A 24,913-nucleotide genomic window follows, 5' to 3' on the forward strand; every position below is an offset into this window, starting at 1 on the left:
AGCGCAACCACTGCACCTGTTGTAGTCTCTAACCACTGCACCTGTTGTGATTGGAGATCTTATGCGCGAACTGACCTACTACGTGGCGGTGACCCTCGACGGCTTCATCGCCGGACCCGCCGGCGAGTTCGACTTCCTCCTCGCCGAAGGAGATCATCGGGACCTCATCAACGATCGGTTCCACCAGACGATCCCGACGTCGTTCAGCGAGGCCCTCGGCATCCCCACCGACGGCGACCTGTTCGACACCGTCCTGATGGGATGGAACACCTACGCCGTCGGCCTCCCGCAGATGCCGAGCCCGTACCGGCATCTGCGCCAGGTGGTCTTCACGAGCCGCGGGCCGGAGCCCGTGGACGGCGTCGAGTTCACCGACCGCGACCCCGTCGAGACGGTGCGCGAGCTCAAGGCCGAGGAGGGCGCCGCGATCTGGCTCTGCGGAGGCGGTGCGCTCGCCGCGACGCTGGCCGACGAGATCGACCGGCTCGTGCTGAAGATCAACCCGGTGCTGGTGGGCGACGGCATCCCCCTGTTCGGGAAGCGCGCCTACGCTCCGGCTGCGCTCGAGCGCACCGCGACGACCGCCTTCGAATCCGGAGTGGTGCTGGCCGAGTACGCGAGGCCCCGGACCGCGCGCTGAGCAGGCGCTCCGACGGACGCGAAGCGGGGCGGGAAGGCCGAAACCTCCCCGCCCCGCTTCTCGCGTCGACGGCCTACTCGCGGGCGAGCGCCGCCTGGGCCTCCAGCTCGAGGTCGAGGTACTGCTCTTCGCTCACGTCGATGCCGACGCCGAGCAGCTTCCCTCCCGTGAACGGGAAGCCATCGGAGTACTGTCCACTGACCGCGTCGCCGCTGTCATACCCGATGCACAGGCCGTCACCGGCCAGCGTGAACTTGCCGACCTGAGCGCGCATCGGCCCCTCCGCGACCACCTGATCGTCCACATAGAGCTTCGCGGTGCCCAGGGACTCGCCGTGCTCGCCGGCGCCGTCGCGGATGAACTCCACCCCGAGCGCGTGCTTGCCCGGTGTCAGCTCGCCCGAGGTGAACGTCTGCTCCGGCGGGATGCCGAGGAAGTTGTACACATAGGTCAGCCGGTTGTCCTTGATGAACAGCGAATGGCCGCCGAACCGCGATCCGTGCGCGAAGAGCACGCCTTCGGCGCCGTCCTCGATGTCGACGTCGGCGATGATCTTGTACGAGCGGCCGCGGACGTTGACGGCGATGCTCTCGGCGACAGCCGTCGTGTCCGGGTAATAGATGTACCTCGTGCGCGGAGCCTCGTCCTGCGGGCGATCGATCGTGAGCTGGTCCCGCGCCGAACGGTCGTCCAGGGGCAGAACGTGATTCTTCTCCGCCTCCTCGAACCAGGCGTCGATGAGCTCCTGCAGCTTCTCCGGATGCTCGGCCGCGAGATCCTTCGACTCCGAACGGTCGGTCTCGACGTGGTACAGCTCCCAGCGGTCCTCGTCGAAACGTCCATGTCCGGTCAACGGCGCGTGGATGGCGGCGGCCTTCCAGCCGTCCTTCCAGATGCCGCGGGTGCCGAGCATGGCGTAGTACTGCACGGTCTTGTGGGTGGGGCCGTCCGGCGCCGCGTCGAAGGAGTACTTCATCGACACGCCGTCGAGCGGTCGCTGCTCGACCCCGCGGAACGTCGACGGCATCTCGATGCCGATGACGTCGAGGATCGTCGCGACGATGTCCGTCGAGTGATGGTACTGGTGACGCACCTCGCCCTTGGCCGAGATCCCGGCCGGCCAATGGACGATCATCGGATCGCACGTACCGCCGGAGAACTGCGAGTAGCGCTTGAACATCTGGAACGGGGTCGAGAACGCCGCCGCCCATCCGGTGGGGTAGTGGTTGTACGTCTCCGGTCCGCCGAGGACCCCGATCTTGTCCAGGTTCTCCTTCAGATCGTCCGGGAAGCCGTTGAAGAACTTGTTCTCGTTGACGGACCCGTCCGGAGACCCTTCGCCGGAAGCGCCGTTGTCCGCGCAGTAGAAGATGAGCGTGTTCTCGAGCTGCCCGGTCTCCTCGAGGTAGTCGATGATCCGGCCGATCTGCGCGTCGGTGTACTCGCTGAACCCGGCGAACACCTCGGCCATCCGGCTGAACAGGCGCTTCTCGTCATCCGACAGCGAGTCCCATGGCTTGACGTAGTCGGCGTCATTGGCCTGGTCCTCGGGCATCGGATTGAACGGCGTGAGCGCCGTCCCTTCCGGGACGATGCCGCGCTCGATCATGCGCTCCAGCACCCAGGTGCGGTAGGCGTCGTAGCCGTCGTCGAACGCGCCCTTGTACTTGTCGATGTACTCCTTCGGCGCATGGTGCGGAGCGTGATTCGCCCCGGGGCAGAACCACGTGTACCAGGGCTTCGACGGGTTCGAGGCGTTCTGATCGCGCAGCATCCGGATGGTCTGGTCGGCGAGGTCCTTCGAGAGGTGGTAGCCGTCCTCCGGTGAGTACGGGGGCTCGATGAAGTGATTGTCCTCGACGAGGTCGGGGTACCAGTTGTTCGTCTCGCCACCGAGGAAGCCGTAGAAGCGGTCGAAGCCCTGCGAGAGAGGCCAGTACTGCTTGCTGCCGCCTGTGGAGATGTCCTGCTCGGGCACGTTGTGGTTCTTGCCGATCCAGAACGTCGAGTACCCGTTCTTCTGGAGGATCTGGCCGATCGTGGCGCATTCCTCGGGGATCTGACCGGAGAAGCCGGGGAACCCGTTGGTGCCCTCCATGATGTTCCCCATCCCGTTCGCGTGATGGTTACGGCCCGTGAGGAACGTCGAGCGCGTGGGCGAGCACAGGGCTGTCGTGTGCCATTGGGTGTAGGTGAGCCCGTTCTCGGCGAGCCGGTCGAGAGTCGGCATGTTGATGCGACCGCCGTAGGGCGACCACGATGCCATGCCCGTGTCGTCGTAGAGGATCACCAGGATGTTGGGCGCGCCCTCCGGCGCGTGCGGCGTCTCGTACGGCGCCCAGTCCGCGACCGAGTCGCGAACATCGAGTGCGATCCTTCCAGCGAATTCCTTGGCCATCAGCTGCCCTCCGATCTCCGGCGCGCAGAACCGCGCACGTGCGTCTCACGCTAACTGCGAGGCCTTCGAGGGCACCAGGGGTTCACCCGGATCGGGTTAGGGAGAAATCACTGCAGGGCCCCGGACCTGCGGCGAGGCTACGGTGGGACCGTGACGACACACGACCAGGTCCTGATCGACGGCGGCACGTTCCTCATGGGATCGGACGAGTTCTACCCGGACGAGCGCCCCGTGCACGAGCGTGAGGTCGCGCCGTTCCTCATCGATCGGTACGAGGTGACCAACGTGCAGTACGCCGCGTTCGTCGACGCCACCGGCTACGTCACGGTCGCCGAGCGCGAGCTCGACCCGGCGGCCTTCCCGGGGGCCGATGCCGCCGACCTCGTTCCCGGGTCGATGGTATTCACTCCGACGTCCGGCCCCGTCGATCTGCGCAACTGGCGCAACTGGTGGCGCTGGCAGCCCGGAGCGTCCTGGCGCCGGCCGTTCGGGCCGGACTCGTCCGTCGACGATCGCCTGCAGCATCCCGTCGTGCACATCGCCTTCGAAGACGCCGTGGCCTACGCCGAGTGGGCGGGACTGCGCCTGCCCACCGAGGCAGAGCACGAGTTCGCCGCCCGCGGTGGGCTGGAGGGGGCGAGGTTCGCCTGGGGCGACGAGCCCTATCCGAACGGCGTCGCCCAGGCCAACTCGTGGCTGGGGCGCTTCCCCTACGACAACCAGGGCGTGGGGGATGCCGCGCCCGTCGGTTCCTATCCGGCCAACGGATACGGACTGTACGACATGATCGGCAACGTCTGGGAGTGGACGAGCGACTACTACACGCCGCGGCACCTGCGTCTGTCGGACAAGCCCGTGGACGCCGGCAAGCGCGCGAACCTTCTCGCGGCGGCCAGTGCCCAGGAGGGGTTCCCGGCGATTCCTCGGCGCGTGCTCAAGGGTGGATCGCAGCTGTGCTCGCCGGACTACTGCCTGCGTTTCCGGCCTGCGGCGCGCTCGCCGCAGGCGGAGGACACCGGGATGAGCCACATCGGCTTCCGCTGCGCGCGCGACGCTCCCGTTCGTTGAGCGAGGACGGCGCAGCCGGCGCCCCCGTTCGTTGAGCGAGGACGGCGCAGCCGACCGAGTCGAAACGGGTGAGCGCCCGGGGTTCTTCGGTGAGACCGCGTTTCGACTCGCTGCGCCCGCTCAACGAGCGGGGGGGGTGTGCTGGACGAGCGGGTGGGGGGACTTTCCCTCGTTCGTTGAGCGAGGACGGCGCAGCCGACCGAGTCGAAACGGGTGAGGGGCTGAGGTTCTTCGGTGAGACCGCGTTTCGACTCGTTGCGCCCGCTCAACGAGCGGGGAGGGAGGTGCGCTGGACGAGCGGGGTGACATCTTCTCGTTCGTTGAGCGAGGACGGCGCAGCCGACCGAGTCGAAACGGGCTGAATGCTGAGGCTCGTCGGTGAGGGTGCGTTTCGACTCGCTTCGCTCGCTCAACGAGCGGGGGATGCGGGGGGAGCGGGGAACACCTGGGACCAGTCGTCGCGCACGCTGATGACCGTCAGCCCCTCGGCGGCCAGCGCCTGCTCGGCGCCCTTGTCGTAGGGGGCGTCGCCGCGTTCCGTGTCGTCGTCGTGGTGCACGAGCAGCGCCAGGCTCCGGGGGCTCCCCTGCGCGAACCGCAGCATCGGCAGATCGCCGTTCGAGTTCCCCGCGGCGAGGATCGGCCGCCGGCCGGTCCTCATCCAGATGCGCACCGGCTTCTCCGGCCCATCGTCGAAGTAGGCGAGCTTCGGGGCGTAGCGGATCACGTTCGCCTCCTCGTCGTAGGTGAGCCCGAGTCCCGTCCCGACGACCCGCTCGGCGGGGATGCCGTAGTTCGCGACCGTCATCGGGCGCATGAAGTCGCGCTCGCCGCCGGAGACGATGTACGTCGTGAAGCCGTTCTCCTCGAGGTAGCGGACGAGTTCCACCATCGGCTGGTAGACCGTCAGCGCATACGGGGTGCCGAGCGTGAGATGGCGGGCGTCGCGGAAGAACTCCTCGACCGACGCGGCGTACTCCTCGACGCTGAGTCCCGCCGAGCTGCCCGCGACGGCCGCGATGAGCACGCCCAGGTCGGCGTCGTCCCCCGCATAGTGCTTGTCCACTGCTTCCGCGAGCCACGCCAGGTCCCCGGACACCGCGGCCTGGTACGGCTGCTTGTCGGCGAGAGACGGATCCGCCTCCGCAGCCTTCTTCCACTGGCCGAGCAGATAGTGCAGCTGGGTGATCATCGGCTTCTCGGTCCACAGGGTCCCGTCGTTGTCGAAGACCGCGACGCGATCCTCGGGGACGACGTGGTCGGGGCCGGATTCGTCGGTCACGGCGGCCACGAAGTCGGTGATCGCGGTGCGCGTAGCGGTGTCGCGCCACGAGGGCAGGATCTCGGACATGTCTCTCCTTCGGCGCGGGCCATCGGACGCGCACAGACTAGCGGGAGAACCGATCCGTGACGATCCCTACCATTCCCGGGCGGTGAGCCCTAATGTCACTCCCAAGGGGGACCAAGGGCCGTGCGCGGCCCGAAAAGGAGGAGTGTGCAATGCCGCGAGAATTCCAGGGGAAGATCGAACTCGATGTCCGTGATTCGGTTGCGGACTGGGATGCGTTCCTGCCGAGCAAGCCGCCCGAGGGCGCGCCGAACGTGCTGGTCGTGCTGTACGACGACACGGGCATGGCGGCCTGGTCGCCCTACGGCGGGCGGATCAACATGCCGACCATGGACCGCCTCGCCGAGAACGGCTTGACCTATACGCAGTGGCACACCACCGCGCTGTGCTCGCCGACGCGCTCCACGTTCTTGACCGGTCGGAACCACCATCTCAACGGCTTCGCGACCATCTCGGAGTCCTCGACCGGCTTCCCCGGATACAACTCGCACATCCCGCCGTCGAACGCGACCATGGCCAACGTCCTGCGGGACGCCGGCTGGTCGACGTTCTGGGTCGGCAAGAACCACAACGTCCCCATCGACGAGTGGACGGCCGGCGCGAGCAAGAAGAACTGGCCGCTCGCGCAGGGCTATGACCGGTTCTACGGCTTCATCGGTGGCGAGACCAACAACTGGTATCCGTCTCTCGCCGTGGACAACCACTACATCGATCAGCCCTATCTGCCCGAGGACGGCTACCACCTGTCGAAGGATCTCGCCGACCAGGCGCTGAAGATGATCCGCGATGTCAAGCAGACCGAACCGGACAAGCCCTGGTACCTGTGGTTCTGCCCCGGCGCCAACCATGCTCCGCACCATGCGCCGCAGGAGTACATCGATCGGTACAAGGGGGCCTTCGACGACGGCTACGAGGCCTACCGCGAATGGGTGCTCGCGCGCATGATCGAGAAGGGCATCCTCCCCGAAGGCACGGAGCTCACCGCACTCAACCCGATGTCGGACGGCACTTACACACAGGCTGACGCCGTGCTGCCGTGGGACACGCTCTCGGACGAGCAGAAGGCGATGTTCTGTCGTATGGCCGAGGTGTACGCGGGCTTCAGCGAGTACACGGATGCGCAGGTCGGCCGTATCGTCGACTACCTGGAGGAGTCGGGCCAGCTCGACAACACGCTGATCATCTACTGCGCCGACAACGGCGCATCCGCCGAAGGCAGTCCGAACGGATCCGTCAACGAGGGCAAGGTCTTCGGCGGGTATCCGGACAGCCTCGAGGAGAACCTTCGTCTGGTCGACAGGCTCGGCACCGCCGACACCTACGGGCACTACCCGACCGGCTGGGCTGCGGCATTCTCGACGCCCTACAAGATGTTCAAGCGTTACACCTATCAGGGCGGGGTGTGCGATCCGCTCGTCATCCACTGGCCCGCGGGATTCACGGCCAAAGGCGAGATCCGGCACCAGTATCACCACTCGACCGACATCGTCCCGACGATCCTCGAGGCATGCGGGGTGACCTTTCCCGACGTCTACGACGGGGTCGAGCAGACACCGTTGTCCGGCGTGTCGATGGTGTACTCGTTCGACGCGGCCCCGGACGGGCCCACGGCGAAGACGACGCAGTACTACGAGATGCTCGGCAGCCGCGGGATCTGGCACAACGGCTGGAAAGCCGTGGCCGAGCACGGTCCGACGAGCGGCATGAGCGGATTCGACTCGGACGTGTGGCAACTGTTCCACACCGATGTCGATCGGTCCGAATCCCGCGATCTCGCCGCCGAACACCCGGAGAGAGTCGACGAGCTGAAGGCGCTGTGGATGGCGGAGGCGAAAGCCAACAAGGTCCTGCCGCTGAACGACCTGCAGATCATCGGCAGTCCCAAGGACTACGAGACTTTCATCCAGATGGAATTCCATCAGCCGGCGCCGCCTTCGGGACGCTTCGTCTACTATCCCGGGACGACCGAGATCCCGGAGCGATCGGCGGCGAACGTCCACGGCGGTTCGTACAAGATCGCAGCCGAGATCGAGTTCACACCCGAGACCGAGGGTGTCATCTTCGCCCACGGCTCCCGCTTCGGCGGTCACGCGCTCGTCGTCAAGGACGGTCAGGTGCACTACGTGTACAACTTCCTCGGCATCCCTCCGGAGGACCGGGTCTCGGCACCTGCTCCGACCGCGGGCCGGCACATCATCGGCGTCGAGTTCGTCAAGGAGGGCATGGGCGACTATCGCGAGCCGACGGGTCCGGTGAAGCTGTACATCGACGAGGAGCAGGTCGACGAGAAGCAGATCCGCACGGTGCTCGGACACTTCTCGCTGTGCGGTGAAGGGCTGACGATCGGCCGCGACAGCGCCGACCCCGTCTCATCGCTGTACGGCTATGGGTTCGACTTCACCGGCGGCGAGATCGCGAAGGTCGTGTTCGACATCGCGGACGACACCTACGTCGATCTCGAGGCGCATCTCGCGGCGGCGATGGCGCGCGACTGACTGGCGGGAGCGACGGGGCGACGGGTGTCACTCGGCATCCGTCGCCCCCGTCGTCTCAGGCGGAGGCCGAGGCCAGCGCCTCCTCGACCGAGTCGTGGGCGCGGCCGGTGGCTTCGAGGCCCGCGTACCAGGGCAGGCGCCGAGCGACCGCGGCGGCGCGCTCAGGCAGCCGCGCGAGGTGCAGCACGATGCCCAGTTGCGCCAGTTCGCGGTCGAGATCCTCGAGCGCATCCAGCACCGTGACCGTGACGATCTCCAGCCGCTCGACGTCCAGCACGACGGCCGACACAGGATCCTCCTGCGCCGTGGCCAGCGCGATGATCGCGCGCTCGTTCTCGAGGGCGTTCGCAGTGTAGAGGCCGCGTCCGAGGTGGATGCCCAGTGCGCTCCCGCGGCGACCGATGACGTCGAGCTTGGGGATGTTGATCTCGCGGAGCACGATGATCAGGGTCACCACGACGCCGACCGCGACCGCCGGAAGCAGGCCCGCGGACAATCCGATCAGTGCCACGACCAGCGCGATCCAGAAATCCTGCGGGCTCACCCGAGCCCAGCGGACCAGTTCCGGGACATTGATGAGTCCTGCGACGGCGACGAACACCATGGCTGCCAGCGTCGCTTGGGGCAGAAGACTCAGGACGGGACCGAGGAAGAGCGCGACCAGGATCGCGAGCGCGACCGTGACGATCGTCGAGACCTGCGTCTTGGCGCCGGCATTCTGATTCACTGCGCTCTGCGAGAATCCTCCCGCGGCCGGCATGGTCGTGAAGAACGAGCCGACGACGTTGGCCGCTCCGGTCGCGAAGAGCTCCTGGTTGCTGTCGACCTGCGGATCCGTCGCCTTCCGGATGCCGCGGGCCACGGCAGCGGATTCCAGAAACGCCATCACGGCGATCGCGAGCGCGCCCGGGACCAGGTCGACCACCTGAGAGAGGTCCGGAAGGCGGGGGACGGGGAAGCCGGAGGGAACCGGGTCGATGAGAGCGACTCCCGCGTTCGCGAGGCCCGTGAACGCGGACAGCAGGATGCCGCCGAGCACGACGATCAGCGTGGCGGGAACGCGCGGCGCGAACCTCTGCAACAGGATCAGGACGAGGATCGAACCGATCGACAGCGCGATGGTGGCGCCGTTCGCGCTCTCGAGTGCCTGACCGACCGCGAGGAGCGAGCGGAGGAAGCCATGGCCCGACACGTTCTCCGTCTCGCCCAGCAGCTTCGGCAACTGGCCGACGGCGACAGTCGCGCCGACACCGATCTTGAGCCCCAGCACGGTGGCGCCGGAGATGTTCTCGACGAGCGAGCCGAGCCGGAGAACCCGGGCCACCACGAGGACGATCCCGACGAGCAGCGTCAGCGTCACGAGGGAGCCGAGCGCGGCGTCCGGATCGTCCGCGCTCGCCGCGACACCGGCGGTGACCAGCGTCGTGGCCGTCAGCGTCGCGATCGTCGACGTCGTCGAGACGCTCATCGCCCGGCTTCCGCCGAGCAGGGCGTACACGAGCATCGGGACGATGCAGGTGTACAGGCCGACCTGCACGGGCAGGTTCGCTATCGTCGCGTACGCCATCGCCTGCGGAATGACGACGGCTCCGGCGGAGAGACCGCCGACGAGGTCCGCGCGGAGCCACGCGCGACGATACCCGGCGAGGCTCGGCAACAGCCAGGCGGGGCGGCGCGAGGCCGAGGTCGTCGAGGTCACATGCGCGAATCTACCGGCTGTGCCGCGGAATGCGGGAGACTGCACACGTGAACTCGCTTCTTCTCGCCAACCTGGGATGGGTGGCCAGCGCTCTCGTGGTGCTCGCGATCAACATCACCGCGCTCATCGTGATCCCGCGCGGCCGCAAGCCCACCGCCGCGATGGCCTGGCTGCTGCTGATCTTCCTGCTGCCGATCGTCGGGCTCGTGCTGTTCCTGCTGATCGGCAACGTCAAGCTGCCCAGGAAGCGGCGCGCGGAGCAGGCGCGCATCGACGGCATCATCCGCGATCGGGTGGCCGCGGGCGACTTCGCCGTCGACACGTCGGACTGGCCGACCTGGTTCACCCGCGTCACCGCCCAGAACGAGCGCCTCACCAGCTTCCCGGCCGTCGGGGGCAACACCGCCGAGCTGATCGACGACTACGAGGCATCCATCGCGGCCATGGCCGCCGCGATCGACGAAGCCGAGTCCTACGTGCACGTCGAGTTCTACATCGTCAGCCGGGACGAGACCACCGAGGTCTTCTTCACGGCCATGGAGAACGCCGTCGCCCGCGGTGTCGCCGTGCGACTGCTCGCCGACCACATCGCCTCGCGGAAGGTCGCGAACGCCGACCGGACCTTCGCCGAACTCGACCGCATCGGAGTGCTGTGGTCGTGGATGCTGCCCGTGCAGCCGCTGAAGGGCCGGTATCAGCGCCCCGACCTGCGCAATCACCGCAAGATCGTCGTGGTGGACGGTCGCGTCGCCTTCGTGGGGTCGCAGAACCTCATCGACCGCACCTACAACGCGCCGAAGAACATCAGCCGCGGCCTGAAATGGCAGGAGCTCGTCGCCCGGGTGGCGGGTCCGGCCGTCACCGAGATCGACGCAGTCTTCCTCTCCGACTGGCTGATCGAGACCGGAGAGCAGCTGGACGAGATCGTCCCGGCGTCCGAGGTCCCGGCAGACGAGGGCGCCGATGCACTGGTCTGCCAGCTCGTGCCCAGCGGGCCCGGCTACGAGACCGAGAACAACCTGCGGCTGTTCCTCTCGCTCATCCACGGCGCGACCGAGCGCGTCATCCTCACGAGTCCGTACTTCGTGCCGGACGAAGCGATGGTCTACGCCATCACCACCGCCCGGCAGCGCGGCCTCGAGGTTCAGCTGTTCGTGTCGGAGCTCGGGGACCAGGGCATGGTGTATCACGCGCAGCGGTCGTACTACGAGGCGCTGCTCGAGGCGGGAGTGCGGATCTTCCTGTACCCGGCGCCGTTCATCCTGCACTCGAAGCACTTCTCGATCGACGACGACATCGCGGTGATCGGCTCGAGCAACATGGACATCCGCTCGTTCACCCTGAACATGGAGATCTCGATGTTGGTCCGAGGGGCATCGTTCGTCGCGCAGATGCGCGAGGTCGAGCAGGCCTACCGGGATGCCGGACGCGAACTGACGCTCGAGGAGTGGCGACGCGAGCCGGCGACCTCGACCTTCCTGGACGGCGTGTTCCGGCTCACGTCCGCACTGAACTGACCGGCGTATCAGGCGGGCGGGAGGCGCAGGACATCGCCGGACTCGCCGGTCGTCAGGTCGTCGGAGATGCGGATGCTGCGGGCGAGGTCGTCCAGCGCCGGAAGCAGCGTTCCGAACCGCTCCCGGTCGCTGCACAGCACGTTCAACGTCACGAGATGACTTCCGGTGTCCCATGTGTACGTCGCGAAGGGCGGTGTCCCGGGCTGCGGCGGGATCGGCATCACGAGCTTCTCGCCGACGCCCAGTGCGGTCGGGAACGACTCGGTGTCGTCGTACTCCATCGGCATCATCGCCCGGGCGGTGCGCACCTGCGGGGTGAGCTCCTGGGTCGTCGCGAGGGCGACGACGAGTTCGGGATCGGCCTTCCACGTCCAGGCGAGCACCCGTCCGTCCGCCTTGCGCATCGCGAACGGCGCGGCCTGGCTCATCAGCCACGCACCGACCCGTGAGCCAGGGCGCTCCGCGGCGCCGACGGCCTGGTTCGCCTGCCCCAGCAGCATCCGCAGTGCGGCCTTGCGATGCCGACGGCCCTTCCAGCCGAGCGATTCGGTCACGGGGATCCACAGGTCAGGATCGGCGGATGCTGAAAGGCGCATGTCTCCACGCTAGGCGACTCCGCGCCGTGCCGGCGTCGTCCTGCACGGGTTCTGCGCCACTTCTCGGCGATGGCGCCAGGAAGGTTCTGCCGCAATTGCCGAAAGGTGTCGCACAACCCCCGGGGTTGCGGTGGATGCGGCGACGGAGAACCATGGGCGCCATGGCGACCGTGACGGATGTGCGGCGCATCGCGACGTCGCTTCCCGGCGTCCTGGAACGCATCGGCGGGCACACCGGCGAGCAGGAATGGCGCTTGCGCAGCGGCGCCATCCTGTGGGTGCGCGGGCCCACGCAGTCCGACCTGCGCGCGCTGGCGGAACTCGATCGCTCGTGGCCCGACGGCGTCGTGCTCGGACTGCGGGTCGCCGACCTGCAGGAGAAGGAGGCGCTGCTGGCGGCGGAGCCGGATGTCCTGTTCACCATCCCGCACTTCGACGGATATCCGGCACTGCTGCTGCGACTCGACGCGGTCGAGGCGGATCGGCTCGAGGAACTCGTCTGCGACGCCTGGCTCGTGCGAGCACCCGCACGGGAACGGAAGGCCTGGCTCGCCGAGCGCGGGCTGGAGTGAGAAGGCCGCTCGTCAGCCGTCCACGAGGAACGGCCGGGCCGCGTCGAGGAAGGCGCGCGGGTCATCAGCCCACAGGCGGACCTCGACGACGTCGTGCTCACCGCCGCGCGGCGCGATGCCAGGAAGGCGCACCGTGGTCGGACGCTCGAGCTCGATGAGGATGTTCGTCTCGTTCTGCATGCGCTCCGCGTACTCGCGGCCGGACGGGCCCTCCGTGACACGCGGGGTCTTCGGCTCGTCCACCCGCCGCGCGATCGCGACCGAGGCGATCGCGCTCCACGGGATCGCCACGTCGACCTCCAGCCCGTTGCGCACCCGGATGCCGCTCGGTCCGACCGCATGCGGGCGCAGCAGCATGGCGCACAGGAGTCCCAGCATCCAGGTCAGTCCCCAGATGCCCAGGACCAGCACTGCGATGCGCACGACCGGCCAGGGATGCACGATCAGGTCGAGGATCGGGATCTCGATCGCCGAGAGCACGATGAAGATGACGAGCACCGTCAGGACGGGGCGGTGGTACCCGATGCCCGTCCCGCCTGGCTCGACGGCCGGACGCCGCGCGATCGCGCGACCGATGCTGGAGTACACCCGCAGCTCGGCATGGAGGGCGCGCGCGAGCATCGAGAGCGCCCTCCTTCCGCGGGAGGGGGCCGGAGCGACGTCGATCGTCATGATCGGACTCCGGAGGTTCTCTCGTGCGCGGCCTCCGCTTCGGCGAGGAGCGCGGACAGCCGCTCGGCGACCCCGGTCAGGCCTCGATCGACGGCCTCCCTGTCCTCCGGCGCGATCGCGGCCAGGAGAGTGTCGTTCAGCTCGACGTGCTCGCGCTGCATCCGGCGCATCATCTCGTCGGCCTGTTCGGTCAGTTCGACGAGGACGGCTCTGCGGTCGGTGGGATGCGGCGTCCGGCGGACATGACCGGAGTGCTCGAGCCCGTCGACGAGGCCGGTGATGTTCCGCGCGCTCACGTCGCAGGCCCGGGCGAGCGCCTGCTGGGTCGACGGGCCCTCGTGCACGAGCACCCACAGCAGGTGGACGCGGGCCGGGGTGAGACCGCTGCCGTCGAAGGCGCGGGCCATGTCCTTCTGGAACAGGTCGGCGATCTGCAGCAGGCGGTCGATGAGGAGCGTGGTCATGATGATGATGCTACTACATAGTTACCTGCCTTCACGAATGTCGAAGGGCACCGCCTCCCGGGACGGCCCAGGGCCCTCCGGTAGAGTGACGTGCGCCCACAGGCCCCTATTCCTGGCCGCCCGACCGTAAGGCAGCATGTCCGTGACTGAACCCGACGATCCGATCGATCCGTCGAGCATCCCCGCCGATCGAGCCCCGATGAAGGTCCTGATCGGGTGCGACACCTTCGCTCCCGACATCAACGGCGCCGCCCGCTTCGCCGAGCGTCTCGCGGCAGGACTTGTCCAGCGCGGGCACGACGTGCACGTCGTCGCCCCCAACCAGGCGTACCGGCGCACCGAACCGCGCATCGAGGTCGTCGAGGGCGAGCCGATGATGCTGCACCGGTTGCCGTCGGTGCGCTGGCTGCCCCACGACTGGCTGCGATTCGTGTGGCCGTGGCGCGCCAAGCACTACGCCAGAAAGGTCCTCGACGAGGTCCGTCCCGACGTCGTGCACATCCAGTCGCACATCGTGATCGGTCGTGGTCTCGCGCGCATCGCGCGCCGGCGCGGCATCCCCGTGATCGCCACGAACCACGTCATGGCCGAGAACATCCTCGATCACACGACGCTTCCGGATGCGATCAACAAGCCGATCATCCGCCTGGCGTGGAAGGATGCCGAGAGCACGCTGAAGCTCGCCCGCGCGGTCACCACACCCACGCGCCGGGCGGCGGACTTCCTCGAGAACACGATCGATCTGAAGGAGGTCATCCCGGTCAGCTGCGGCATCGACCGCACGCAGTACACGCCAGTCGTCGGCCCGCGGGAGAAGAACCGCATCATCTTCGTCGGGCGCCTCACGGCCGAGAAGCAGATCGAGGTCGTGCTGCAGGCCATGACGAAGCTCGGTCCGGCGCTGGACGTGCACTTCGACATCGTCGGCGGCGGGGACCAGCGCAAGAGCCTCGAGCAGCTCGCGGCGCAGCTGGGCCTGGGCGAGCGCGTGACGTTCCACGGCCGGACCACCGACGCCGAGCTGCGTGCTCTGCTCTCGCGCGCCAGCCTGTTCGTGATCGCCTCGATCGCCGAACTGCAGTCGATCGCGACCATGGAGGCGATGGCCTCCGCACTGCCCGTCGTCGCCGCGGATGCCGTAGCGCTGCCGCACCTGGTCCACCACGGGGAGAACGGGTACCTGTTCGAGCCCGGTGACGCCGACGCGCTCGCCGCGCGCCTCGCCGACGTGCTCACGGCGGATCCTGCCGAGTACGAGCGCATGCAGCGCGCGTCGCTGGACGGCGTTCTCGTGCACGACATCAACCGGACGCTCGACACGTTCGAGGCGCTGTACCGCGACGAGCCCCTGCCCGAGTAGGCCCATGCACATCGTCCTGTTCGGGGATCAGCACCTGGCGTCCCTCGGCGGTGCGCAGGTGTCGATGCGGTTGCAGAAGCGGTTCCTGGAACGCGCAGGACACGCGGTCACGGTCGTCGCTCCGCGGATGCACGCCAGGGCCGTCTTCGGCGGCGACCCGTCGCTCCTGGACACCCCTTCGTTCCCGATCACGCTCGATCGGGAGTATTCGATGACGTGGCCGGGCGCCCGAGTGGATCGGTATCTGGATCGCGCGTTCGCGACGCTCCCGCCGGTGGACCTCGTGCACGTCCAGGCGGACTTCTGGGGGGCGTTCATCGGCCACCGGTTCGCACACCGCCATGGCATCCCGGTCGTGCACACCATGCACAACCGCGTCGACGTCGGCCTCGCGGCGGTGACGCCCCTGCATCGCCCGGTGCTGGCAGTGCTGAACGCGTGGCGCCGCGTCGCGATGCGGGGCATCGGCGACCGGGTTCCTGGTTCGGACGGGTGGGCATATCTGCGCGGGATCGCCCAGGAGTCCGGTGCGGTGACCGCTCCCTCGGGGCACTTCGCTCGACGTCTCGAGGAGAACGGCGTGTTCGAGACGGTCGACGTCGTCTGGAACGGCATCGACGACGACCTGCTCGACGCCGTGCTCGCCGCCCGCTCCGAGCGGGAACCGGGCCGGCCGCGCTTCGTGTGGCTCGGGAGGATGAGTCCGGAGAAGCGGCTGCTGCCCTTCCTCGAGGCGGTGGTGGCCTCGGGCGTGGATGCCGACATCGAGGTGATCGGCGGCGGCGCACAGATGCGCGCGGCGGAGCGCATCGCCGCAGGACACGACGGCGTGCGCTTCGCGGGACGGCTGCCGTACGCCGAGACCCTCGCGCGGATCGCGGCGGCCGACGCCGTCGTGCAGACCTCGATCGGGTTCGAGACGCAGGGCATGACGCCGTTCGAGGCTGCGGCGCTCGGCACTCCGACCATCGTGAGCGATCCGGACATCGGCGCCGAACTGCGCGGCGGGCAGTGGCTGGTGCCGGCATCCGACGCGGCCGAGCCCGAGCGCGTCGCGGCCCTCTCGCGGACGCTGCGGATCGCGGCATCCGACATCGCTGCGGGGACGGCTCCGGTGCCGGATGCCGAGGTCGCCGAGGCGTTCCGCCAGTCCTCCCGCACCGCCGCCATGATCGCCGTGTACGAGCGGGTTCTCGCCGCGGCGGGTGCGGGCCCGGGTACTCTGGCCGGGTGACCAGCCCCGCGCCGTCGTCCGACCGCCTCCTCTCTCCGAGCCTGCGTGTGCTGCTCGCGCTCGCGGCCGCCGTCGTCGTCATCGCGGGGCTGTCGTTCGCGCGCGAGATCGTCGGGCCCATCGCGCTGGCGATCGTCATCGTCGTCATCTGCGAGCCGCTGCGCCGGCCTCTGGAACGGCGCGGCTGGCCGCGGTGGGCGGGTTCCACGGCGGTCATCGCGGTGGCGTACATCGTGCTCGGCGTGATGGGCCTGCTGCTCTGGTTCGCCGGCACCCAGTTCGCCCGCCTCGTCGTCGACCTCGCGACCGACGGCGGCCTCGCCGACCGTCTCGACGAGACCGTCGCCTGGCTCGAGTCGCTGGGCCTCGGTCCGGAGGCGGCGGATGCGGCGGCATCCGCCCTGGACCCTGCCACGCTGCTCAGCGTCGCGTCCAGCATCGGCGGCACCGTGCTCGCGGTGGCCACGGCGCTGTTCTTCGTTTTCGCGTACATCATCTTCATGGCGATCGACGCCGCGCGGTACCGTCAGGCCGGCGTGGTCTTCGGGGCCACGCACGCCCCGGTGATCGCGCGGATCGCGCATCTGAACGCGGGCATCCGCCGGTACTACATCGTCAACGCGTCGTTCGGCGCGATCGTCGCGGTCATCGACGGACTCGCGCTGTGGGCGATGAACGTGCCCGGGGCCGTGGTGTGGGCGGTGCTGGCGTTCGTGACGAACTTCATCCCGAACATCGGCTTCGTGCTCGGCGTCATCCCGCCGGCGATCCTCGCGTTCTTCGTGGGCGACTGGCCGCTGCTGCTCGGCGTCATCGTGGTCTACAGCGTCGTCAACGTGGTCCTGCAGGTGCTCGTGCAGCCCAAGTTCGTCAGCGACGCGGTGGATCTCAGCCTGACGCTGAGCTTCTTCTCGGTGATCTTCTGGACCTTCGTGATCGGCCCGCTGGGTGCGATCCTGTCGATCCCACTGACGCTGCTGACGCGTGCGCTCGTACTCGACGGCAACCCTGACGCGCTGCTGCTGCGGTGGGCGTCCGGGGACCATACGGCGGTGCCGCCGGAGCCGGAACCCGAGCCGGCGCCGGCGCCCGTGCGGCGCCGGCGCCGGCGCTGGTGGCGCTGAGCGGCGGGAATCAGAAGAGGTCGTACACCAGCGGCGTGAGCACGTTGATGAAGAAGTTCACCACGATGCCGCAGGTCACCGCGAGCCCGATGCCGGTGGCGATACCGGCCATGCCGTGCGGGGCGCCCGGGCGGCGCAGACCGACGATCCCGAAGGTGAGCGCGAGGACGGCGGCGATCAGCGCGAGCGGAGTGCCCACCATGTACAGCATGTCGACGATGCGATAGTCGGACGAGAACAGCAGGATTCGGCTGATCACGTTGAACAGCAGCTCCCCGCCGACCGCGATGAGACCCATGATGAGTCCGATGCGCGCGGGCGCATTGCCGGCGCTCGGGCGCGGTGCGGGATAGCCGGGTGCTCCCGGTGCCGAATAGTCCGCTGCCGGGTGGCCCGCCTGCGGCGTGTGGCCGTTCAGGACGTAGCCCTGCGGCTGGGCCGGCTGGGTCCCGTAGCCCGGCTGACCGGCCGGCGGCACCGGCTGCGACGGATACGGCTGGGGTGAGCTCGCGTACGGCGGGACCTGAGGCTGCTGGGGGTCGCTCATGCCGCAGAGCCTAGCCGTGCCGGGCGAATCAGCGATAGGCGACGGAGGATTCGGCCCGCTGGATCGCGTCGTCGCGTCCGGCGACGCGCGACCAGTCCGTGGGGCGCTGACCGTATCCGTCGCGGCGCACGTCGATCACCGACCACACGATGCCCCAGACGGACAGGGCCACGAGAACGATGACGAGGAACATGGCAGAAACGCTACGCTCGCGCATTTAGCGTCACGAGTGGCAGAATGGACATGATCCGCGTGAAAACTGCCAACGCGGCATCCGGAGAGGAACCCCATGAAGACCGTGGCCTGCATCATCCAGGACGGGTTCGCGCCGTTCGAGTTCGGCGTGGCCTGCGAGGCGTTCGGGCTGGACCGGTCGGACGACGGCGTGCCGAACTTCGACTTCCGCGTCGTCGCGCCGCGGCCCGGGGCGGTGATGTCCAAACTCGGCTTCTCGGTCAACGTGGAGGACGACCTCTCCTTCGCCTACGAGGCGGATCTCGTCGTCGTCTGCCCGCTGCCGCGAGACCGCTGGGGCGACGTGGACCCGCTCATCCTCGACGCCGTCCGTGCCGCGCATGACCGCGGTGCGTGGGTGCTGAGCGTGTGCAGCGGGTCGTTCATCCTCGCGGCATCCGGGATCCTGGACGGCAGGCGCGCAACGACGCACTGGATGTACGCCGACGTGATGGCCGAGATGTATCCGCGGATCGAAGTCGACCCGGATGTGCTGTTCGTGCAGGACGGGAGGATCATCACGAGCGCGGGAACCGCCGCCGGACTCGACGCCTGCCTGCACCTGCTCCGCCAGGAGATCGGTGCCGAGCTGACGAACCGCGTCGCCCGGCGCATGGTCGTGCCGCCCCAGCGCGACGGCGGCCAGGCGCAGTTCATCGACCGTCCGCTGCCTCTCGTGCAGAGCGATTCCCTCGCCCTCGTCACGGATTGGGCGATGGAGAACCTGCGCGAGGAGCTCTCCGTCGAGCAGCTCGCGCAGCGCGCGCACATGTCCCCGCGGACCTTCGCGCGCCGATTCAAGGCCGAGCACGGTGCGACGCCCGCGGCCTGGCTGGCGCGGCAGCGGATCATCCAGGCGCAGCGGATGCTGGAGCGCACCGATCTCGGTCTGGACCGCATCGCCGCGGAGTGCGGGTTCGGATCGGCGGCCGTGCTGCGGCAGAACTTCGCGCGCGTGCTGGGGACGACGCCGACCGCCTACCGCGCGACGTTCTCGTGCACGCGGGACGAGTCCGCCGCCTGATCCCGCACGGTCTCCCTGGGCGCCAGGGTCGCTGGGTGCTGGGGTCGCGAAATCTGACGCACCCGGGATCAGGTCCAGTGGCCGGGGCGGGGCAGCGCCTCGTCGTGCACCTGCACCCCGGCCTCCGACACCGAGGCCGTGCAGTAGAGCAGCGACTGGGTCGGATAGCCGTGCGGGCGGTTGTCGCGGATGATCGCCCGGTCGTCCTCCGCCGGGAGGGCGGCCGTCTCGGCGAGCAGGTCCACCCAGGCATCCGGTACCGTCGTGCGGAACCGCGGCAGCCAGGCCGCGATGCGCGGGGTCGACGGATCGTCGAGGTCGTCGTGGGCGATCATGTGCACACCGGAGGCGATGGGCGTCTCGCGCAGCTCGACGCCGTCCCAGGAGATGACGCGCGCCGCCTCCGGCGTCGCCTCGAGCAGGTTGAACCCGTGCATGCGCGGAAAGCCGACCGGAGAACGTCCGACGACCGACTCCAGAGCGAGCGACCCGCGCGACGCCGCGTCGGGCAGATCGAGGACGTCGGCGCGATTGAGCAGGACAGCCAGCCGGTGCTCCACCGTGTTCACCGCGAGCCAGGCGCCGCCGGCGCGCCGATCGCGGATCCCGATCACGCCGGGATACGCCTCGGGCCACCAGGCGCCGACGTGATCCCACTCCCGCTGAGGGTCCTCGTCGCGCACCGCGAGCAGGCGCGAGCTGCCGGCATCCGCCACATCGATCACGACCGTGCACACGTGTGCCAGCCTACGGGGCAGAATCGAGGCATGAACATCGTCGTCGGGGTCACGGGCGGCATCGCCGCCTACAAGTCGGTCCAGCTCGTCCGGCTCCTCATCAAGGCCGGCCATGACGTGACCGTCGTGCCCACCGAGGACGCCCTGCGCTTCGTGGGGCTTCCGACGTGGGAGGCCATCAGCCGTCACCCGGTCACGACCAGCGTCCACGAGGACGTCGCCCGCGTGCGTCATGTGGCACTCGGGCAGTCCGCTGAGCTGGTCATCGTCGCGCCGGCCACGGCCAACACGATCGCGAAGATGGCGGCGGGCCTCGCCGACGACCTGCTCGGAACGACCCTTCTCGCGACCACGGCCCCGGTCGCGATCGCCCCGGCGATGCACACGGAGATGTGGCGGCATCCGTCCACCCGGGCGAACATCGCCACCCTCCGCGAACGCGGCGTGCAGATCATCGGCCCCGGCGACGGAGAGCTGACCGGCGGCGACTCGGGCCCTGGTCGGATGCTCGAGCCCGAGGAGATCCTGGATGCCGTCCTCACCCGGGCTCAGGATCTGGCAGGGATCCGCGTCGTCGTCTCGACGGGCGGGACCCGTGAGCCCCTCGACCCGGTCCGCTACCTCGGCAACCGCTCCAGCGGACGGCAGGGGGCGGCCCTCGCCCTCGCCGCGGCGGAGCGCGGAGCAGACGTCGAGCTCGTGGCCGCGCACGTCGACGAGGGCGTGCTGCCGCGGCATCCGCGCGTGCACGTCCGGCGGGCCGGGACGGCCGCCGAGCTGGGCGAGGCGATGCGCGCCGCCGCGGACAGCGCGGACGTCGTCGTGATGGCCGCGGCCGTCGCCGACTACCGTCCCGCCGAGACCGCCGAGCGCAAGCTCACCAAGGAGGCGGGTGTCCTCACCCGGATCGACCTCGTGGAGAACGAGGACATCGTCGCGGGCCTCGCCGCGCGGCGCCGAGCAGGTCAGACGATCGTCGCGTTCGCGGCCGAGACGCCCGAGAGCGAGAGCGAGCTCCTCGACCGAGCGCGACGCAAGCGCGAACGCAAGGGCGTCGATCTGCTCGTGGTGAACGAGGTCGGGTGGGAGCGCGGATTCGAATCCGGTGAGAACGCGGTGCAGATCGTCGGCGAGGCGGGAGTGGTCGGCGCGGCATCCGGTACGAAGCGGCAGGTCGCGGACGCGATCTGGGACGCGGTCGCCGGTTTCCGCTGACGCGGCCCGCGGCCGCGCACGGGAAAGTCGTGCCGCGGTCTTCTGCGCACCGTCCCGTTCCGGCAGAATCACAGGCATGCGGGCGGACGAGACGAAGAAGAGGCGGGACGTCTTCGACGTCATCGCCGTGTTCGTGCTGTCGATCACGGCGGTCCTGACCGCCTGGTGCGGCTTCGAGGCGTCGAAGTGGGGCGGCGACATGTCCATCGCGTTCAGCGAGGCGTCCGGGGCGCGCATCCAGGCCGGCGTGGCCGACGGCACGGCGCGCGACGCCCGGCAGTACGACCTGACGATCTGGACCGAGTGGGTGCTGGCCGACCGGGCCCAGGATGCCGCACTGACGGCGTTCATCGAAGAGCGTTTCAGTCCCGAGTTCGCGGTCGCCTTCGAGGCCTGGGATGCCGGGGGCCGCACCGAGCGCGGTCCGTTCGTCATGCCCGAGTACGTTCCGCCCGGCACAGAGGAGGCCGAGGAGCTGTCCGAGCGCGCGGAGACGCGTTTCGCGGACGCGCTGGAGAGCAACCAGCGCGGCGACAACTACACGCTGCTGACCGTCCTGTTCGCGCTCGTGCTGTTCCTCACCGCGATGTCGCAGCGCGACCTCACGCGCTGGGTGCGGTGGACGCTGCTCGTCCTCGCCATCGCCGTCGGCCTGACCGGCGCGATCATCATGCTGACGTTCCCGATCCTCATCTGAGGGTCGCCGGCTCCGGCATCCGACCTGCTAAACTTGAGTCACCACCACTCAACTTTGTGAAGGAGTCCTCAGGAGGAACGATGACCAACCCCGCCCAGGAAGACCAGCAGCAGTCCGCGCTCGAGCAGTTCGGGATCAACCTCACCGACCGCGCGCGTCAGGGAAAGCTCGATCCCGTGATCGGTCGGGACAGCGAGATCCGCCGCGTCAGCCAGGTGCTCACGCGACGCACCAAGAACAATCCGGTCCTCATCGGCGAGCCCGGCGTCGGCAAGACCGCCGTCGTCGAGGGCCTCGCGCAGCGCATCGTGGCGGGCGACGTCGCGGAGTCGCTCAAGGACAAGGAACTGGTCACGCTCGACATCTCCGCCCTCGTGGCCGGCGCCATGTACCGGGGACAGTTCGAGGAGCGCCTGAAGCAGGTCCTCAAGGAGATCACCGAGTCCGAGGGTCAGGTCATCACCTTCATCGACGAGCTGCACGTGCTGATGGGCGCGGGCGGCGGTGAAGGGTCGGTCGCGGCCTCCAACATGCTCAAGCCCATGCTCGCCCGGGGCGAGCTGCGCCTGATCGGTGCGACCACGCTCAATGAGTACCGCGAGTTCATCGAGAAGGATGCTGCGCTGGAGCGCCGTTTCCAGCAGGTGTACGTCGGGGAGCCCAGCGTCGAGGACACCGTGGCGATCCTGCGCGGGCTCAAGGGCCGGTACGAGGCGCACCACGGGGTGACGATCTCGGACAGCGCGCTGGTCGCGGCGGCGGCCCTGTCGAACCGGTATCTCCCGGCCCGCCAGCTGCCGGACAAGGCGATCGACCTCGTCGACGAGTCGATGTCGCGCCTGAAGATGGAGATCGACTCGTCCCCGGTCGAGATCGACCAGCTCAAGCGGCAGGTCGATCGGCTGAAGCTCGAGGAGCTCGCCCTGAAGAAGGAGAAGGATGCCGCGTCGAAGGAGCGCCTGAGCACACTGCGCGAGCACCTCGTCGAGATGGAGCGCGAGCTCGCAGGTCTCGAGGAGCGCTGGGCCCGCGAGCGCCAGGGGCTCAACCGCGTCGGCGACCTGAAGAAGCAGCTGGACGACGCGATCACGCAGCGCGACCTCGCGATGCGCCAGGCCGACTACACGAAGGCCTCGAAGCTCGAGTACGAGACGATCAAGCGGCTCGAGCGCGACATCGCCGAGGCGGAGTCCGCCGAGGCCGCGGTCTCCGACGAGGGCCGCATGGTCAACGAACAGGTGACCGAGGAGGACATCGCCGCCGTGATCGCGGCGTGGACCGGCATCCCGGTCGGCAAGCTGCTGCAGGGCGAGAGCGAGAAGCTGCTGCACCTGGAGTCCGAGCTCGGCAAGCGCCTGATCGGGCAGAAGGATGCCGTGAAGGCCGTGTCCGACGCGGTGCGGCGCTCCCGCGCCGGAATCAGCGACCCCGGCCGACCCACGGGTTCGTTCCTGTTCCTCGGCCCCACCGGCGTCGGCAAGACCGAGCTGGCCAAGGCGCTCGCCGAGTTCCTGTTCGACGACGAACGCGCCATGGTGCGCATCGACATGTCCGAGTACGGCGAGAAGCACTCGGTGTCCCGGCTCGTCGGCGCCCCTCCCGGGTATGTCGGGTACGAGCAGGGCGGACAGCTCACCGAGTCCGTCCGTCGGCGTCCCTACAGCGTCGTGCTGCTCGACGAGGTCGAGAAGGCGCACCCCGAGGTGTTCGACGTGCTGCTGCAGGTGCTCGACGACGGCCGGCTCACGGACGGTCAGGGACGCACGGTCGACTTCTCGAACGTCATCCTGATCCTGACGAGCAACCTCGGCTCGCCCATCCTCATCGACCCGACGCTGTCGACCGAGGTCAAGCGCGAGCAGGTCATGGCGCTGGTGCGTCAGGCGTTCCGACCCGAGTTCCTCAACCGTCTCGACGACATCGTGATGTTCCAGGCGCTCAGCGAGGACGACCTCGCCCAGATCGTGGAGCTCTCGGTCGACCAGCTGCAGGCGCGACTGCACGAGCGGCGGCTGAGCCTCGCCGTGACGCCGGACGCCCGGTCGTGGCTCGCCGAGCGCGGCTACGACCCGCTGTTCGGTGCGCGTCCGCTGCGCCGGCTCATCCAGACCGAGGTGCAGAACAAGCTGGCCACGGCGCTGCTGTCGGGCGGCGTCCGGGACGGCGACACGGTGCGCGTGGATGTCGCGGCGGACGGCTCGGGACTCGTGCTCACGTCCGCGAGCTGATGCTGCGCTGACTCGTTCCCTTCCTCGTCCGTTGAGCGGGTTCCTCTCCTCGTTCGTTGAGCGGGTTCCTCTCCTCGTTCGTTGAGCGGGTTCCTTTCCTCGTTCGTTGGGCGAACTCCCCTCCTCGTTCGTTGAGCGAGCGGAGCGAGTCGAAACGCGTCTTGCCCGGGGACCGCGTTTCGACTCGGTCGGCTGCGCCGTCCTCGCTCAACGAGCGGGGGAGTCGGCTGCGCCGCCCTCGCTCAACGAGCGGCGGGGGCGGGGTGGGTCACCGCCCCTCGAACCGAGGCTTCCGCTTCTGCTGGAAGGCGGCGAAGCCCTCGCGGTAGTCGGCGGTGTCGCACAGTTCGGCCTGGGCCATGTTCTCCAGAGCCACGCTCTGCCACAGCGACAGACGCTCGTCGCGGATGCGGCCGATCAGGCGCTTCGACGCGAGGAACGCGGCGGTGGCGCCCGACGCGGCGGTGGCCGCGGCATCCGTCGTCGCCTGTTGCACCTCGTCGGCGGGCAGGACCTGGGAGAAGAGCCCCGACTGCACCGCCTCCGTGCCCGACATGAGCCGCCCGGTGTAGATGAGATCCAGCGTCTTGTGTGCGCCGAGGCGCTCCAGGAAGAGGGCGTGCCCGCCGGAGTCCAGCGTCGCGCCGAGCGCCGCGAACGGCGAGCCGATCTTCGCCGTGTCGGCGACGTACACGACATCGGTCGCGATGAGCAGCCCGAGCCCGACGCCGAGGCACGCGCCGTGCGCGGCCGCGAAGGTCGGAGCGGGGAACGCGCTCATCCTCTGCAGCAGCGGCGTCACGAGGCCCGAGAGATAGCCGATCACGTCGTCCTCGCGCGGGTCGACGCCCGAGATGTCCCGCCCGGCGCAGAACCCGGGGCCCTCGCCCCGCAGCACGAGAGCGCGGACCCCGGCATCCTCCGCGCGGTCGTACGCGTCGCCGAGGGCGAGCAGCGCCTGTTCGTCGAGCGCGTTGCGCCGGTCGGGTGCGTTCAGCACCACGTGGGCGACGCCCGCCTCGATGGTCAGCTCGATCATGGATG

At 68.9% G+C, this 24,913-nt stretch carries 22 protein-coding genes; 12 read left to right on the plus strand and 10 right to left on the minus strand.

Features of this window, described 5'->3' with window-relative positions; all coding sequences use genetic code 11:
• Positions 1-61 precede the first annotated feature (61 nt).
• Positions 62-640, plus strand: coding sequence for a dihydrofolate reductase family protein (locus AC3RXZ_RS12075; protein WP_491494189.1), 579 nt, complete (start codon positions 62-64; stop codon positions 638-640).
• Positions 641-713: 73 nt separating this feature from the next.
• On the opposite strand, the gene AC3RXZ_RS12080 is transcribed toward AC3RXZ_RS12075, so the two are convergent.
• Complete coding sequence (locus AC3RXZ_RS12080; RefSeq protein WP_243228227.1) at positions 714-3,038, minus strand: arylsulfatase; 2,325 nt, start codon at positions 3,036-3,038, stop codon at positions 714-716.
• 150 nt (positions 3,039-3,188) lie between these two features.
• Here AC3RXZ_RS12080 and AC3RXZ_RS12085 point away from each other — a divergent pair, with 150 nt between their 5' ends.
• Positions 3,189-4,106: a formylglycine-generating enzyme family protein gene (locus AC3RXZ_RS12085; RefSeq protein ID WP_491494190.1), complete on the plus strand. Its 918-nt coding sequence runs from the start codon at positions 3,189-3,191 to the stop codon at positions 4,104-4,106.
• Positions 4,107-4,515: 409 nt separating this feature from the next.
• Here AC3RXZ_RS12085 and AC3RXZ_RS12090 read toward each other — a convergent pair whose 3' ends face one another.
• Positions 4,516-5,457 carry an HAD family hydrolase gene (locus AC3RXZ_RS12090; RefSeq protein WP_491494191.1) on the minus strand — a complete coding sequence of 314 codons (942 nt, stop codon included), beginning with the start codon at positions 5,455-5,457 and terminating at the stop codon, positions 4,516-4,518.
• A gap of 149 nt (positions 5,458-5,606) precedes the next feature.
• On the opposite strand from AC3RXZ_RS12090, the gene AC3RXZ_RS12095 reads away from it, so the two are divergent.
• A complete protein-coding gene (locus AC3RXZ_RS12095; RefSeq protein ID WP_491494192.1) occupies positions 5,607-7,949 on the plus strand; it encodes an arylsulfatase in 2,343 nt (780 codons plus the stop codon).
• Positions 7,950-8,004: 55 nt separating this feature from the next.
• Here AC3RXZ_RS12095 and AC3RXZ_RS12100 read toward each other — a convergent pair whose 3' ends face one another.
• Positions 8,005-9,648 (minus strand): SulP family inorganic anion transporter, encoded by a 1,644-nt coding sequence (locus AC3RXZ_RS12100; protein WP_491494193.1) that lies wholly within the window; start codon positions 9,646-9,648, stop codon positions 8,005-8,007.
• Positions 9,649-9,695: 47 nt separating this feature from the next.
• On the opposite strand from AC3RXZ_RS12100, the gene cls reads away from it, so the two are divergent.
• Positions 9,696-11,165, plus strand: a complete 1,470-nt coding sequence (cls, locus tag AC3RXZ_RS12105) for a cardiolipin synthase (RefSeq protein WP_491494194.1) — start codon at positions 9,696-9,698, stop codon at positions 11,163-11,165.
• Between the two features lie 8 nt (positions 11,166-11,173).
• On the opposite strand, the gene AC3RXZ_RS12110 is transcribed toward cls, so the two are convergent.
• A complete protein-coding gene (locus tag AC3RXZ_RS12110; protein ID WP_243229238.1) occupies positions 11,174-11,761 on the minus strand; it encodes a hypothetical protein in 588 nt (195 codons plus the stop codon).
• 161 nt (positions 11,762-11,922) lie between these two features.
• Between AC3RXZ_RS12110 and AC3RXZ_RS12115 the strand changes: the two genes are divergently transcribed.
• Positions 11,923-12,333, plus strand: coding sequence for an MmcQ/YjbR family DNA-binding protein (locus tag AC3RXZ_RS12115; protein ID WP_491494195.1), 411 nt, complete (start codon positions 11,923-11,925; stop codon positions 12,331-12,333).
• A 12-nt stretch (positions 12,334-12,345) separates the two neighbouring features.
• Here AC3RXZ_RS12115 and AC3RXZ_RS12120 read toward each other — a convergent pair whose 3' ends face one another.
• Together AC3RXZ_RS12120 and AC3RXZ_RS12125 are read right to left on the minus strand one after the other, a co-directional pair.
• Positions 12,346-13,005 carry a hypothetical protein gene (locus AC3RXZ_RS12120; RefSeq protein WP_491494196.1) on the minus strand — a complete coding sequence of 220 codons (660 nt, stop codon included), beginning with the start codon at positions 13,003-13,005 and terminating at the stop codon, positions 12,346-12,348.
• Positions 13,002-13,469, minus strand: a complete 468-nt coding sequence (locus AC3RXZ_RS12125; RefSeq protein WP_491494197.1) for a MarR family winged helix-turn-helix transcriptional regulator — start codon at positions 13,467-13,469, stop codon at positions 13,002-13,004. Before AC3RXZ_RS12125 ends, AC3RXZ_RS12120 begins: the two co-directional genes overlap by 4 nt.
• A 136-nt stretch (positions 13,470-13,605) precedes the next feature.
• On the opposite strand from AC3RXZ_RS12125, the gene AC3RXZ_RS12130 reads away from it, so the two are divergent.
• From AC3RXZ_RS12130 to AC3RXZ_RS12140, 3 genes are read left to right on the plus strand one after another with little or no spacing between them, the layout of a single operon-like run.
• Complete coding sequence (locus AC3RXZ_RS12130) at positions 13,606-14,829, plus strand: glycosyltransferase (RefSeq protein ID WP_491494198.1); 1,224 nt, start codon at positions 13,606-13,608, stop codon at positions 14,827-14,829.
• A gap of 4 nt (positions 14,830-14,833) precedes the next feature.
• Complete coding sequence (locus AC3RXZ_RS12135) at positions 14,834-16,063, plus strand: glycosyltransferase family 4 protein (protein ID WP_491494199.1); 1,230 nt, start codon at positions 14,834-14,836, stop codon at positions 16,061-16,063.
• Entirely contained in the window at positions 16,060-17,187 is a 1,128-nt protein-coding gene (locus AC3RXZ_RS12140) for an AI-2E family transporter (RefSeq protein ID WP_491494200.1), read from the plus strand. The genes AC3RXZ_RS12135 and AC3RXZ_RS12140 overlap by 4 nt, the downstream gene beginning before the upstream one ends.
• Before the next feature lie 10 nt (positions 17,188-17,197).
• On the opposite strand, the gene AC3RXZ_RS12145 is transcribed toward AC3RXZ_RS12140, so the two are convergent.
• Both AC3RXZ_RS12145 and AC3RXZ_RS12150 read right to left on the minus strand, forming a co-directional pair.
• Positions 17,198-17,734 (minus strand): hypothetical protein, encoded by a 537-nt coding sequence (locus AC3RXZ_RS12145; protein ID WP_491494201.1) that lies wholly within the window; start codon positions 17,732-17,734, stop codon positions 17,198-17,200.
• A 28-nt stretch (positions 17,735-17,762) separates the two neighbouring features.
• The gene (locus AC3RXZ_RS12150) at positions 17,763-17,927 is read right to left on the minus strand and encodes a hypothetical protein (RefSeq protein ID WP_243229253.1); all 165 of its coding nucleotides are present in this window, start codon (positions 17,925-17,927) and stop codon (positions 17,763-17,765) included.
• 96 nt (positions 17,928-18,023) lie between these two features.
• Between AC3RXZ_RS12150 and AC3RXZ_RS12155 the strand changes: the two genes are divergently transcribed.
• Positions 18,024-18,992, plus strand: a complete 969-nt coding sequence (locus AC3RXZ_RS12155) for a GlxA family transcriptional regulator (protein ID WP_491494202.1) — start codon at positions 18,024-18,026, stop codon at positions 18,990-18,992.
• Positions 18,993-19,060: 68 nt separating this feature from the next.
• On the opposite strand, the gene AC3RXZ_RS12160 is transcribed toward AC3RXZ_RS12155, so the two are convergent.
• Positions 19,061-19,729 (minus strand): NRDE family protein, encoded by a 669-nt coding sequence (locus tag AC3RXZ_RS12160; RefSeq protein ID WP_243229256.1) that lies wholly within the window; start codon positions 19,727-19,729, stop codon positions 19,061-19,063.
• On the opposite strand from AC3RXZ_RS12160, the gene coaBC reads away from it, so the two are divergent.
• The 3 genes from coaBC to AC3RXZ_RS12175 all read left to right on the plus strand — a co-directional run bounded on the left by coaBC (position 19,730) and on the right by AC3RXZ_RS12175 (position 23,869).
• Complete coding sequence (coaBC, locus tag AC3RXZ_RS12165; protein ID WP_491494203.1) at positions 19,730-20,944, plus strand: bifunctional phosphopantothenoylcysteine decarboxylase/phosphopantothenate--cysteine ligase CoaBC; 1,215 nt, start codon at positions 19,730-19,732, stop codon at positions 20,942-20,944. It begins immediately after the preceding gene.
• A 76-nt stretch (positions 20,945-21,020) separates the two neighbouring features.
• Positions 21,021-21,641: a hypothetical protein gene (locus tag AC3RXZ_RS12170; protein ID WP_491494204.1), complete on the plus strand. Its 621-nt coding sequence runs from the start codon at positions 21,021-21,023 to the stop codon at positions 21,639-21,641.
• A gap of 80 nt (positions 21,642-21,721) precedes the next feature.
• Complete coding sequence (locus AC3RXZ_RS12175; RefSeq protein WP_243229261.1) at positions 21,722-23,869, plus strand: ATP-dependent Clp protease ATP-binding subunit; 2,148 nt, start codon at positions 21,722-21,724, stop codon at positions 23,867-23,869.
• 268 nt (positions 23,870-24,137) lie between these two features.
• On the opposite strand, the gene AC3RXZ_RS12180 is transcribed toward AC3RXZ_RS12175, so the two are convergent.
• Positions 24,138-24,908, minus strand: coding sequence for an enoyl-CoA hydratase/isomerase family protein (locus AC3RXZ_RS12180; protein ID WP_491494205.1), 771 nt, complete (start codon positions 24,906-24,908; stop codon positions 24,138-24,140).
• Positions 24,909-24,913: the final 5 nt, after the last annotated feature.

Source organism: Microbacterium cucumeris (assembly GCF_058349845.2).

Coding starts and splice junctions, on each gene's coding strand:
- AC3RXZ_RS12075 (WP_491494189.1), top strand. CDS start 62: ATGCGCGAACTGACCTACTACGTGGCGGTGACCCTCGACGGCTTCATC.
- AC3RXZ_RS12080 (WP_243228227.1), bottom strand. CDS start 3,038: ATGGCCAAGGAATTCGCTGGAAGGATCGCACTCGATGTTCGCGACTCG.
- AC3RXZ_RS12090 (WP_491494191.1), bottom strand. CDS start 5,457: ATGTCCGAGATCCTGCCCTCGTGGCGCGACACCGCTACGCGCACCGCG.
- AC3RXZ_RS12095 (WP_491494192.1), top strand. CDS start 5,607: ATGCCGCGAGAATTCCAGGGGAAGATCGAACTCGATGTCCGTGATTCG.
- AC3RXZ_RS12110 (WP_243229238.1), bottom strand. CDS start 11,761: ATGCGCCTTTCAGCATCCGCCGATCCTGACCTGTGGATCCCCGTGACC.
- AC3RXZ_RS12115 (WP_491494195.1), top strand. CDS start 11,923: ATGGCGACCGTGACGGATGTGCGGCGCATCGCGACGTCGCTTCCCGGC.
- AC3RXZ_RS12120 (WP_491494196.1), bottom strand. CDS start 13,005: ATGACGATCGACGTCGCTCCGGCCCCCTCCCGCGGAAGGAGGGCGCTC.
- AC3RXZ_RS12125 (WP_491494197.1), bottom strand. CDS start 13,469: ATGACCACGCTCCTCATCGACCGCCTGCTGCAGATCGCCGACCTGTTC.
- AC3RXZ_RS12130 (WP_491494198.1), top strand. CDS start 13,606: ATGTCCGTGACTGAACCCGACGATCCGATCGATCCGTCGAGCATCCCC.
- AC3RXZ_RS12135 (WP_491494199.1), top strand. CDS start 14,834: ATGCACATCGTCCTGTTCGGGGATCAGCACCTGGCGTCCCTCGGCGGT.
- AC3RXZ_RS12145 (WP_491494201.1), bottom strand. CDS start 17,734: ATGAGCGACCCCCAGCAGCCTCAGGTCCCGCCGTACGCGAGCTCACCC.
- AC3RXZ_RS12150 (WP_243229253.1), bottom strand. CDS start 17,927: ATGTTCCTCGTCATCGTTCTCGTGGCCCTGTCCGTCTGGGGCATCGTG.
- AC3RXZ_RS12155 (WP_491494202.1), top strand. CDS start 18,024: ATGAAGACCGTGGCCTGCATCATCCAGGACGGGTTCGCGCCGTTCGAG.
- AC3RXZ_RS12170 (WP_491494204.1), top strand. CDS start 21,021: ATGCGGGCGGACGAGACGAAGAAGAGGCGGGACGTCTTCGACGTCATC.
- AC3RXZ_RS12175 (WP_243229261.1), top strand. CDS start 21,722: ATGACCAACCCCGCCCAGGAAGACCAGCAGCAGTCCGCGCTCGAGCAG.
- AC3RXZ_RS12180 (WP_491494205.1), bottom strand. CDS start 24,908: ATGATCGAGCTGACCATCGAGGCGGGCGTCGCCCACGTGGTGCTGAAC.